Source organism: uncultured Paraglaciecola sp. (genome assembly GCF_963977085.1).
GTDB lineage: Bacteria > Pseudomonadota > Gammaproteobacteria > Enterobacterales > Alteromonadaceae > Paraglaciecola.
In genome coordinates this window covers 226728-239289 of record NZ_CAXBNC010000004.1, presented here as the reverse complement: position 1 = coordinate 239289, position 12562 = coordinate 226728, and the positions used below count along the sequence as shown (strand labels likewise).

General features: G+C 40.4%; 7 protein-coding genes. 2 read left to right on the top strand and 5 right to left on the bottom strand.

Annotated elements, in window-relative coordinates; genetic code table 11:
• Window positions 1–106 precede the first annotated feature (106 nt).
• The 5 genes from AAC000_RS06895 to AAC000_RS06875 all read right to left on the bottom strand — a co-directional run bounded on the left by AAC000_RS06895 (window position 107) and on the right by AAC000_RS06875 (window position 8414).
• Entirely contained in the window at window positions 107–1753 is a 1647-nt protein-coding gene (locus tag AAC000_RS06895; protein ID WP_339721264.1) for a glycerol-3-phosphate dehydrogenase/oxidase, read from the bottom strand.
• 15 nt (window positions 1754–1768) lie between these two features.
• A complete protein-coding gene (locus AAC000_RS06890) occupies window positions 1769–3247 on the bottom strand; it encodes an SLC5 family protein (RefSeq protein ID WP_339721262.1) in 1479 nt (492 codons plus the stop codon).
• Window positions 3248–3251: 4 nt separating this feature from the next.
• Entirely contained in the window at window positions 3252–4001 is a 750-nt protein-coding gene (locus AAC000_RS06885; protein WP_339721260.1) for a SapC family protein, read from the bottom strand.
• 22 nt (window positions 4002–4023) lie between these two features.
• The gene (locus tag AAC000_RS06880; protein ID WP_339721259.1) at window positions 4024–5565 is read right to left on the bottom strand and encodes a tryptophan halogenase family protein; all 1542 of its coding nucleotides are present in this window, start codon (window positions 5563–5565) and stop codon (window positions 4024–4026) included.
• Window positions 5566–5648: 83 nt separating this feature from the next.
• The gene (locus AAC000_RS06875; RefSeq protein WP_339721257.1) at window positions 5649–8414 is read right to left on the bottom strand and encodes a TonB-dependent receptor; all 2766 of its coding nucleotides are present in this window, start codon (window positions 8412–8414) and stop codon (window positions 5649–5651) included.
• A 523-nt stretch (window positions 8415–8937) separates the two neighbouring features.
• On the opposite strand from AAC000_RS06875, the gene AAC000_RS06870 reads away from it, so the two are divergent.
• Together AAC000_RS06870 and AAC000_RS06865 are read left to right on the top strand one after the other, a co-directional pair.
• A complete protein-coding gene (locus AAC000_RS06870) occupies window positions 8938–11097 on the top strand; it encodes an alpha-galactosidase (protein WP_339721256.1) in 2160 nt (719 codons plus the stop codon).
• 190 nt (window positions 11098–11287) lie between these two features.
• The gene (locus tag AAC000_RS06865; RefSeq protein ID WP_339721423.1) at window positions 11288–12466 is read left to right on the top strand and encodes a dipeptidase; all 1179 of its coding nucleotides are present in this window, start codon (window positions 11288–11290) and stop codon (window positions 12464–12466) included.
• Window positions 12467–12562 lie beyond the last annotated feature (96 nt).

The following is a 12562-nucleotide window of genomic DNA, read 5'->3' as shown; positions in this document are numbered from 1 at the left end:
TCATTCAGTTTTTTACAAGTATAAAATAATAGAACTGTGATTATTTTGTTAATTTCGGTTGATATATATTCAACTTATGCCAAAAAGCACTCTCTATTTACACTATTCAGGCATTGCTAACCCTGGGGGCAGAGTCAAAATGACACTCACTCACAGAATCTACATACTCTTGTAACTTAGCATCAGCCTCTTCACCGAATAAAATTTCACAGGCTTCTCTTAACCCCGGCGCACTCAAAATGTCTTCTTTCCTGACTACGAGTGATATTTTAGAGCGACGGCGCAAAAAGTCTTCCAGTTTAGTGACCATTTCGCGCTCAGCGGCATGTTCAATTTCTACCCGTAAATATTCAGAGTTTTCGATCAACAATTCTGCCATTTCAGGGTTTTCACGGACTTTTTCCAACATATTAATCGCATTACGCCCGTAGCGTCGCCAAAATCTTTTAGTTAAAGGTTCTGAAGAGGTGCTGGGGGTTAGCGCATCAAAATCCATCAATCTTGCACGGTGAAAAAATTCATCTCGCACAGTATCATCAGGCTCGCCGTACCATTTGTAGGATTCAAAAGGTAGTGTAATTCCTAACCCTTTAACCAAATTTGCCACTTCGTCGCCAACGTTAATACAGTCTGTTAGTTTGCCTCCAAAAATGGACAAATATTTATCAACTTCGTTGGTGTCAATAGCATGTTTACGGGATAGTTGTACCCAATCAGCTTTACCGCCTTTACCTTTGATGGCTAAGGGTCGCACACCGCAGCGTTCAGCGATTATATCGTCTTGAGTTAAAGCTTTAGGTAAATCTAAAAGTTTATTGACATTGTCTAAAACAAATTGCCTGTCCTTTTCTGTGACTTTTGCATGGGGATCTTCAACTTGGGTATCAGTAGTACCTATGCAAGTCTTGGGGCCCATAGGAATAACAAAAAACAACCGACCATCATCAGCAAAAAAGGTTAACACTCTATTACTGTCTGTAATTTTATCCACAATCAGATGAATGCCTTTTGAGAATAAATGATGATGTTCAGTTGTCTGCTGATTGAGTTGATTCATAGGATCCACAAAAGGACCTGCCGAATTGATAATCACTTTTGAGCGAATGGTGAATTTTTCACCGCTGATAACATCCTCGGCCTGTGTTTTCCATTGCCCATCAACTCTTTGTGAACCATTGGCTTGTACATAGTTAGCGGCAATACAGCCATAACTCATACTGGAACGAATAAAATTAAATACAAAACGCGCATCGTTGTCATGCAAAAATGCATCTGAGTATTCAAAGCCACCATTGACCTTTTTGGTATTCACTACATTTTCAAGGGATTTGATTTTAGCCGCGGATAAATACTGCGGGCTTTGGGTGAAGAAACGCCCCATTAACCAATAGACAATAGTTCCCATAAAAACAAACAAAGGCGGAAATCGAAACCCTTTTTGGATGCTGGTAAAGAAACGAATTTCTTTTACCGTAGAGGGATAACTGCGCATCAAATGATTACGGCTTTTACAGAGTTTATTCACCAAGCCATACTCATGGCTTTCAAGGTATTTAATGCCACCCCAAGCTAAGTTCGATGAATTAGAGCTAGTGAAACCGGCAAAGTCTCCTTTATCAATCAAAGCGACTGACGCTCCTTTTGCAGCAAGAGAGGCTGCCGATACCGCACCATTAATACCCCCTCCAATGATCAATACATCGAAGTTTTTTTCAGGCAACTTTTGAATATTACTTTTTCTAAGATTGTTCACACTGTTTCCATTATTTTAGGATTCTTGAATGAGACCGTCATTACTACCCCAAGCCAGTTCAGCTGATTGTTTATAAATCACTTTATTGATAAACAACGCCATGCTTACACAAGATATAAGGGTAATAAACATTAAATGGATGTAGTGCAGTCCAAAAGGTGCATAGATAGGAGAAAACTCAAATGACAATGCGCCGTACAAAAACACCCCAAATATAACTGCAATAATACCTGCATTAGCATCTACGTTTCTAAATACTAAACCGACTATAAATATTGATAAAATCGGCATACTGAATAATCCCCAAAGCTGTTGCAATAGGTTAATTATACTGTCAGCTTGAGCGTAAACAGGGACCAAACATAAAGCAATCACTGTTAACGAAACTGTGATCCAAGCACTTAACTTAGCAACATTTTTAGGGTGACCAATAAAAGGTTCATGAAGATCACATACATAAAGTGCAGTAGCCGAATTTAAATTACTGTTAAAGGTAGATAAAACGGCTGCAGCCATAGCAGCAGCAAAGATACCCGATAACCAAGTTGGCAATATATCACCGACAATTTGACCATAAGCGGCGTCACCTATGTCGCCGTACAATTGAAAAGAAACAATACCCGGAATAACCACAATGGCTGGGACAATTAACAATCGTATTCCCACCGCAGCATATACGCCTTTTTGAGCTTCTTTCAAAGAAGGCGCGGCCATAGCCCGTTGGGTGATAACTTGATTGGTTCCCCAATAAAACATTTGAATAAATATCATGCCCGTTAACAAAGTGTGCCAAGGAATAGGTGATTCGCTGTCGCCAATCAAAGTTAGTCTGTCTGCAGGAATGGCAGAAAAATCATAATCAATGGCATTGAGGGCTAAAAACACTATGACAATGGCCATGGTCAAAAGTAACACCCCTGAGTATGTATCTGACACTGCCACTGCCCGCAAGCCACCAAAAATGGCATACATGGCACCAAGAGTGGCGAATGCAAATGCTATGTACATCAAAGGAATATCTAAACCAAACATGGTTTTCATAAATAAAGAGCCAGAATAGATGACCGCAGGGCAAAATATCAAGGCACTACTTAAAAAAAACAACGCCCCAATTACTGCGCGTATATTTTTGTTTTGGTAACGTTTTTCTAATAATTCTGTTGTGGTGGTGCACTGGTACTTGTAATAAAGCGGCAAAAATACTTTAGCCAAGATAAACAACCCCACCAAAGCAGCAAACTCCCACCATGCCAATAACGCCATTTGAGTGCCATTAGTGCCAACCAACTGGTCTGTACTTAAATTGGTTAAGGTAATAGAGCCTGCAATGAAATACCATTTCAGCCCACCACCAGCTAAGAATAGCTCCTTATTTTGTTGACCTTCAGTCGCATTTTGTAAACGACCTTTGCCCTTACACTGCAAGTAAGTTAACAAACCAATAAGTGCAGTAACGAATGCAAATATTGATACTTGGATCATGGTGTCTGACATCTAATTATTCCTCTGTGCTTACGCGCATTTGTACACCCAGAATGTTATTTTCTGAACAGTTATTATGTTGTTTAATCAGTCGATTGACTTGGATTAATGAAGAAGCAATTCCGTGTATTGGAAGTAAAAAATTAGCTTTATTTAATTCTAGAATTACTGGGTCTGGTAACTGCCGTAAAACCTCTTCATCTATAGTGTAAATACCTTTGATACCGGTCTTTTTGCCATCGGAAAATTCGATAAGCAGTTCAATTTCTTTCAATAACTTCAGTTTCAATAGTTGTTGGGTAAATTGATGAGTCAGTTGTTCTTGCTGATAGTAATCAGCCATTTTACTTTGTACTTGCTGTAAAAATTGACTTGGCTCGCCGTCTTGATACAAAGCTTCTCCTTCCAAGTCATTCACATAATCGCTTTGTTCATCAATATACAAAGTAAGCGTCTTTTCTTGATTAGGATCGGGGCCAAGTTCAAAAGGCGTTCGCAAAAATGCAGCAGGTAAATGCACGCCTTGCCACTCTTTATCGCTATAAAAGTGATTTTCACCGGCAATAAGACTTAACAGGGCCACAGCTCGAAATTGTCCCTGTTGTGGCTCTTTCATATAAACCACTGGAAAACTACTCGCCGCAGCCCCAAACTCATGAACCACTAACGACACTTGATGTTGATGTTTGCTAAAAGCAAAATTACTGTGGGCTTTTATTTTTATATCCTGATGCTTAGCAGGATCAAGTAATACATAATTAGGCATATTTATCTCTTGGTAACGGTCATTAAATAGTTGAAAAACCTAGGCTATTGACCTTGTTGATGAGCTCTCTGTGTTTCGGCAAGGTAAATTTCAACTGCTCAATTCTCTTTTGCGTCATTAACAACTGTTTTTGTGCTGACTGCCCTTGTGTATGGACGTGTTGCATTGCCTTGAAGTCTGATTTAAAGCCTGCACCGTAAAGAATATATTGGTAACTTGCGGCACTAAATGCTTCAACATTATCAGTAAAATCATATTCGCTAGGTGAATTATACCGCCACAGTTCTAGCAACTCTTTGAGTGAATCCGGAATACTCTGTGGCTGACGATGTTGTTGCCAAAAAGGCTCATTACGTTTACTTAACGCATAATGCAACTTAAGAAAGTCAATGACCCCACGCCATTTCTTCAACATCATAGTATTAAAACGTTTTGCTACTATCGGCATAATTGCAGTATTGGCTGGCAGTTGCTCAGCAATATAATTTGCCGAGGTTTCAATTAACATTAATGCCGAAGCTTCAAGTGGCTCTAAAAACCCTGCCGATAACCCCACAGCCACACAATTGTTTTTCCAGAAAACGTCTCTGTGCCCAGGTTTAAAGTGTATTTTTTTTGCACTTTCTAGGGTGTCACATCCTATGTATTGAGCCAAAGTAGTCCTTGCCTCGTCTTCACTACAATATTGACTTGAATATACGTAGCCCACCCCTCGACGCTCTTGCAAACCTATGTCCCAAATCCAACCAGCACTTTGTGCGGTTGCTATAGTTTGACAAGCTATGGGATCACTAGGTTGCACATAAGGCACTTGAGTGGCTAAAGCGGTATCAGCGATAAATACCTGGTCACAAGATTTAAAAGGCACCTTTAACGTTTCTGCTAACAGCAGACTGCGCATGCCTGAACAATCAACAAACAAATCGGCCTGCTGTTGACCGTTTGTTTTAGTTTGTAATGACTTAATATTCCCACTATCACACTGAATAACCTGTTCAACAGTATCGCAAATATGTTGCACACCAAGATGTGAAACACAATGTTCACGTAACAAGGTGATAAATTTAGCGGCATCTAAGTGATAACCATAATTCGCCACCACTTCATATTCTTTATTCGCAATAGTTTTAGGTGCGAGGTTATTTTCACATAAAAATTGTTGGAAGCTCACAGCTTCAGAAAAAGAACATTCCGGCGCTACAAATGACTGCCAATAAGGCGCCGGATCCACTTTATTAAAACCTTGAGGTTCAGTAAATGGATGGTAATACACATCATTTTTTTCGTGTATCCAATTAACAAATTTACTGGCTTGTTTAAATGTTGCACCACACTGACGCATAAATTGTGTTTCAGAAATACCAAGTTGCGCCAAGGTTTTACGCATAGTAGGCCAAGTGCCTTCACCTACCCCCACTACCGCTATATCAGGGGATTCAATTAAGCTGATTTGTATACCTTGATTTTCGATCTTTGAAGCATGTTTTTTGGCTAGAATGCCCGCGGTGATCCACCCAGCAGTGCCCCCCCCCAGTACAATAATTCGTTTTATATCGCCAGCCAAAGCTTCACCTTAGGTAATTGCGTTAAGTTACTCACAGTAAAAAGGGGAGCGAGTCCCCTTTACTTTTGCGGAGTGCTACTTTACTAGAATGAACCTCTCACACCAACAGCATATCGAGCTCCAGAGCGAACTTGCTCAGTGAAGTGACTCGAAATACGACCGCTTTTTGATGTGTATTCATCAGTTACGTTAATCCCTTCAAAAATCAAAGTGAAGTTTTCATTGATGTCGTAGCTGGCACTTAAGTCCCATTGCCCATAAGTATCAACATACTCTGGTTCGCCGGTGTCACCATTACGTAATGTCTGTAAAAACGACTCACGATTATTGAAAGCGATACGGGCTTGGAAACCATCTTTTTCATAAAAACCCACTATGTTTTGTGAATCACCTAAACCTTCTAACTGAAAGTCATCTTCACTTGTGCTATTAACAATAGTTGCGTTAGCTTGCACACCAAAACCATTTTCCCAGGTATGGGTCCAGGCCATTTCTAAACCTTGTACTGTGGCTTCCGCACCATTTCTTGGACGTGTTACTTGGAATTCATAACTGCCACTGGCTAAGTTAAAGGTTTCAGCAGCAGGAGTAGAACTAATAAATCCAACCGCCTCTTTACTGAACAAGCCAATAGATATGGCACTTGCATCATCATAATACCACTCATAAGACACATCCCAGTTTGTAGACAGGAATGGTGACAAGTAAGGGTTACCACCACTGGCCAATAATAGGTCAGGACGAGTAGTACCTATATTGGTAACAGGTCGCATGTCAGCCATTGTTGGACGAGTTAAGGTTTCCGAATAACCAAAACGCAGCAACATGTCTTCTTCAATTTCAAGCTTAACGTTTAAGCTAGGCAATAAATTGGTATAAGTATTCTTTAAAGAAATAGGTACTGAGACACGTTGACCATTCTCATCTACTTGATAGGTTTGGTCGAGTATTGTGCCGTCTAATGGATTTTGTGAAATGTCTAGCAAGGTTGCCTGATTACCTGAAGCAGTAGTAGTGGTTTCGCTGTATCTGAAGCCAACATTGACTGTCCAAGGCATGTCACTCAAATCACCTTGGAATACAAAATCTGCATAAGCGGCAATTATTTCTTCATCAATCTCAAAACTGGTTCCCAACTCAACAGGTGTATAGCCATCTAATGCAGCAAAAGCCGCAATATTATCTGCCGCATCTTCACCACGGTTAGCCGATTGGCCAGCAATAGCTTCGTCAGATTCTAAAAAGGCTAAATAGGCATCAACATCATAACCATAAAAAGAACTGGGAATACCTTCAAACCAGCCATTAGGGGTAACTAAATAGGCCAAGTCATCTGGTACATCTAATCCGTAACCACAATAGAAACAGTTAGGTAAGCTTGGAGATTGGAAAACTTTGGCAGACTTGGTTCTATCTTGTGAATACAAACCATATCTTAATTGGGTAAAGGTTTCGCTATCAGGTGTGTAGGTAAAATCAGCGCGCATTTCGGTAATATCGTCTTCACGCTCATCGCCACCACGTTCAACATAGTGAGCACGTAATTTACTGGCGTCAGATTCAGTAAAAGGACCGTCAATGCCATCAGATGAAAACGAAGGCAAATCGCCACCACCTGTAAAGTCATAGGTATAACCGTTGGCATAACCCATTACTGTGAACACTCGGCTTTGATCGCCACTTAAATCTTCTGCAGAAGAAGTAGAAATATCGATATTGACATTTAACTGTTCAGATAAATCCCAATCGGCATTAAAACCAAAACCTTGGATTTTCACGTTACGATCTAAACCTTGTTGTACAAAGTCAGTGGCACCCGAACCAGATCCCATAGGATCATTAAAGGCATTATGTGACCAGTAGGTAACCGTTTCTGTGGCGGCATCAACTTCAAAATCACGGAAGTTACCTGGAGTGAACCAGTTAGCATAGTTGCTTACTTGAGATTCAACTTCAAACTTAGAATACAAACCATCAAAAGTAATAGTTAACTCGTCAGTAGCTGCGTATTGCACCACTAAGGTACCACTAGTACGAGTGCGGTCTTCTTCATTGGAGGTTAAATCTAGGTTTCGGGGTACATAAACGTTAAAGGCTTCTTTACCCGTCCCAGCGGCCGCATCAAAATCATTGGTTGCGATACGGTCTACTCGATAAAAACCACGAGTGTCAGCTTGGTTAATTTGCGCATCACGTTGCTGTACTGATAACGAGGCTAGTACGCCCAATTTGTTGTCCATAAAGGTATTGCTGACTAAACCAGAAAATGCCGGTGTAGTACTTTCAGAAAGGCTATCGTATGTCGCTTTTGCACTGCCTACAGCTTTAAAACCATCTAAATCAAATGGTTTGGCTGTTTTCAAATTTATATAAGATCCAATACCACCTTCTTGATTCGATGCATTAGCAGTTTTATATACATCGGCTCCAGCAATCAATTCCGACGCCAAAGTATCAAAACTAAACTCACGCCCTGCTCTTTCAGAGGCCATCTGACGCCCATTAACCGTTACTAGGTTAAATTGCGGCCCAAAACCACGGACTGATATTAACTGTCCTTCACCACCACTGCGATCAATGGCTACACCCGTAATACGTTGCAGAGATTCAGCAACGTTTTGATCAGGAAATTTACCTAAATCTTCAGCGGCAATGCCATCAGAAACAATGAGTGCTTCTTTTTTATCAGAGAAGGCACGTTTAAGACTGCTAATTAAGCCTCTGACTTCGATAACTTCAACATCATCATTCGCCGATACTTCCTGAGCAACAGCTGACGACATACTCAAACTTGCGGTGGGTATGATTAAAGCGGCTTTTACGGCCGTCCAAAGATAATTTTTTTTCATGTGATGTGTCCTGTTTTTATCTAAATAATTTTTATTTTGTGGATGTAGGAAATTTTTTAACTTCTAGATCTTATTATTCTTATGATTTTTTTTGACCCAGAAAAACATAGTTAGCAACAGCTGATGAAGCAACAATTCACCAACATATTTACAACATAGAAAGATGACACTTAGTACTCCACATGGAATATCCAAGGCCAGATTTCAGTAGTAAAACCTTCTCTAGCGACTAACATAATTTGGAAAAGTCTTATTCCAGACATGTTAAAAGCTGCACTAACTTACACTTATATAAGACAGAAGAGTATTTTTTTCAATGATAGACTCTATGTAATTTTATTTATATTTTATTAACAAGTGCTTGTGCAGCAGCAAAAGACATTAACAATTAAGTTTTTGTTTTGTCTCAAAGCAACAAATTTTGGTAGTTTTAATTGCAAAAGATATTGTTCTCACGCTATAACTGCCCTCAATTTTTGCAGTCAGCTTGCTCAGTGACTTCCACAAGGTTAAATATTTAAACATGATCCAATCCTCGCAAAACTATATTTCACTGACCGGACGCAACAGCAGTTTGGTTATAGATTGCAATAATACAACACCACAAATTATGTACTGGCGTGAAAAACTCTCAGCACAAAGCAGCGGACAGATGATGAATCTATTACGCCTAAGGCAAGAGGCGCCCGCCTCACCGATGAACGAAATTGGACTTTCCTTAGCACCCACTACAGGTCAAGGGTATACAGGGCATCCAGGTTTAAGTTTGCACGGGGAAACAGATCAATGGTCAGTGGACACTGAGTTATCAAAAATTGAATCTATTGCAGCCAATCACTATAGCATCACTAGTTCTGACACCAGCCGACACCTAACAGTGATTCACACACTTAAAATGGATGCTGAGACTGACGTCCTAGAGATTTCAACCCAACTACTCAATAACAGTGACAGCGCGGTTCATTTGGATTGGTGCGCGGCAGCGACCTTCCCTATTCCAAGTTACTTCAAACATATAATGGGTTTTGAAGGACATTGGGCGGGAGAATTTCAAGAGCATCATCTAGAACAAAACTTTGGCTCATACGTAAGGGAAAATCGTCGTGGAAGAACCTCACATGATAGTTTCCCAGGACTTATCATGCGCACTAAGGCCACGGACCAATTACAAGGCGAAGCTTATGGATTTCATCTTGGCTGGAGTGGTAATCATAAAATTGTTGCTGAAAAAATGGCCGATGGACGTGCCTATGTGCAAATGGGTGAATTGTTGTTACCCGGTGAACTGATTCTACAAAAGGGACAGAGTTACCAGTCACCTACTTTGTATGCCAGTTATAGCAACCAAGGGTTATCAGCGCTTTCGCAACAATATCATCAATATGTGCGTAGCCACTTAATTCGTCAATCGGTTAAAAACAAAGCTCGCCCTGTGCATTACAATACGTGGGAAGGCATTTATTTTAATCACGACCTTGATATATTAAAAGACTTAGCTACCCGTGCTGGAAATTTAGGAGCAGAACGTTTTGTATTAGATGATGGTTGGTTTATTGGTCGTAATGATGACACCGCAGGTTTAGGTGATTGGTATGTCGAAAAAAAATACTATCCACAGGGATTAACTCCTCTTATCGACCATGTAAAAGCACAGGGCCTAGAATTTGGACTTTGGTTTGAACCGGAGATGATCAACCCAAATAGTGACTTATTTCGAGCGCATCCTGACTGGGTTTTAGGGACACCTCCCAACCCACAGCTCGGATTCCGCAATCAATTAGTATTAGATTTAAGCCGCCAAGAAGTATTCGATTACCTATTTGAACGTATTGATAGTTTATTAACTGAATACGACATTTCGTACATCAAATGGGATATGAACCGAGACATCAATCACCCCGGCGATGCACATGGCAAACCTGCAATTCATAATCAGACCCACGCTTTTTACAAATTGCTAGCCAAGTTAAAGGCCGCGCACCCCACAGTAGAGATTGAAAGCTGCGCATCGGGCGGCGGACGCGCGGATTATGGTGTATTAGCCCATACAGATCGAATTTGGACATCTGACTCAAACGATGCCTTAGAAAGACTCAAAATTCAAAAAGGCTTTTCTTATTTTTTCCCCGCAGAGTTAATGGGCACACATGTTGGACCCAGAGACTGTCATATCACCCATAGAAATATCAATATGGCGATGCGTGCATCGGTCACATTGTTTGGTCATATGGGCATGGAAATGGACTTACGTGAATTAACAGACGAAGAAACTGTCGAGTTAAAAGCAATGGTTGCCTTGTATAAAAAACACCGTCAACTGGTGCATTCTGGTGATTTGTTCCGTCTAGAGTTACCCGAATACATGCATGGCTTAGGCATAGTCGCACAAGATAAATCTGAAGCGTTGTTTTCGTGCAGCCTTATTGCCTGTAGTTCAGCGTCATTACCCGACCAATTCCATTTTGCCGGTTTAGAAAAACAAGCCATCTACCAATTGGATATCATTTGGCCAATAAAATCAGGAGATCACTGGCCAAAAGCTTCTGTATTTAATTTTAAAACTAATTTACCAGACATAGACGGTAAACAGTTTTCAGGTGAAGTGCTGATGCAACTGGGTATGCAATTACCCTTATTAACACCGCAAAATAGCTTAATATTTCATTTAACTAAGGTAAGCTGATAGCCACTTTTCAGATACCAGAGCGCTTCTAATCTATGAGGCGCTTTTACTTTACCTCATCAACCTATACACTGCTTACGGGGGAATTCTCCTCAACAATTATCATTAATTAATAACGAAATCTATTTCAATAGATGAAACGGACGATAGTTAAATAACGGAGACTATTATTGTGAACAAAATACCTAAAATCACTGCATTTTTTGCTTTAAGTGTATTGTGTGCCAACCATGTTGCAGCCATCACGGTCAGTGAAAAAGCCAACAAGCTAGCACAAGAAAACATCATTATAGACTCCCATATTGATGTGCCTTACCGTCTCGAAGAAAAATGGGTCGATGTCACAAAGGCAACAGCAGATGGTGATTTTGATTACCCTCGCGCCAAACAAGGTGGCCTCAATGCACCTTTTATGTCGATTTATATTCCAGCCAGCTTAGACAATTCGGCTAACTCAACAAAATTAGCCGACAAACTAATCGATTACGTTGAAGCGATAGTGGGGCGAGCCCCCGACAAATTTGCCATTGCGACTAGCACCGCAGAGGTAGAACAACAATTTGCAAAAGGGTTAATTTCATTGCCATTAGGTATGGAAAATGGCTCGCCTATTCAAGGTGATATGGCAAATTTAAAACATTTTTATGAAAGGGGGATTCGTTACATTACTTTGGCTCATTCCATGGCAAATCATATCTCTGATTCTTCTTACGATTTACGTCGCAAGTGGAAAGGTCTAAGCCCATTTGGCAAAGAATTAGTCAAAGAAATGAATAACCTAGGTATCTTAGTAGATATTTCCCATGTATCCGATGCGGCTTTTTACCAAGCCATAGAAATCAGTCAAACACCTGTCATTGCCTCGCATTCTTCGTTACGTGCTTTTACGCCTGGTTTTGAGCGCAACATGGACGACGCGATGATCAAAGCGTTAGGCGAAAATGGTGGTGTCATCCAAATTAACTTTGGCTCTACTTTTGTCACTAAACGCGCCAATGCTTGGAGCAAAAATCGCAGTGCTGAACAAAAAAAGGCAGAACAAAAATTTGGTAAAGACAGTGATGAATATAAAGCATTCAGAACTAAATATAGCGAAGAAAATCCTCTACCTTACGCCACATTGGACAGTGTATTAGATCACATCGATCATGTAGTAAAACTGATTGGTATCGATCATGTTGGTATTGGCTCTGATTATGACGGTGTGGGTGATTCACTCCCCACAGATCTGAAGGATGTATCGACTTATCCGAATTTAATCCAAGGTTTGTTAGATCGCGGCTACAGTGATAAAGACATAGTAAAAATACTTGCAGGCAACTTTATTCGTGTATGGAAAGCCAACGAGGAGTACGCGGCTAAACATTAATACACTCACTAATATAAACGAGCCATAACCTCTTTTTTAGCATGATTGTGGCTCTATTTTCTCTTCTTTACTACCTTTCATTCATTCAAATCGCCT

Excerpts from the sequence above, each read along its gene's own strand:
- AAC000_RS06875 (WP_339721257.1), bottom strand. The coding sequence starts at position 8,414 with ATGAAAAAAAATTATCTTTGGACGGCCGTAAAAGCCGCTTTAATCATA.
- AAC000_RS06885 (WP_339721260.1), bottom strand. The coding sequence starts at position 4,001 with ATGCCTAATTATGTATTACTTGATCCTGCTAAGCATCAGGATATAAAA.
- AAC000_RS06890 (WP_339721262.1), bottom strand. The coding sequence starts at position 3,247 with ATGTCAGACACCATGATCCAAGTATCAATATTTGCATTCGTTACTGCA.
- AAC000_RS06870 (WP_339721256.1), top strand. The coding sequence starts at position 8,938 with ATGATCCAATCCTCGCAAAACTATATTTCACTGACCGGACGCAACAGC.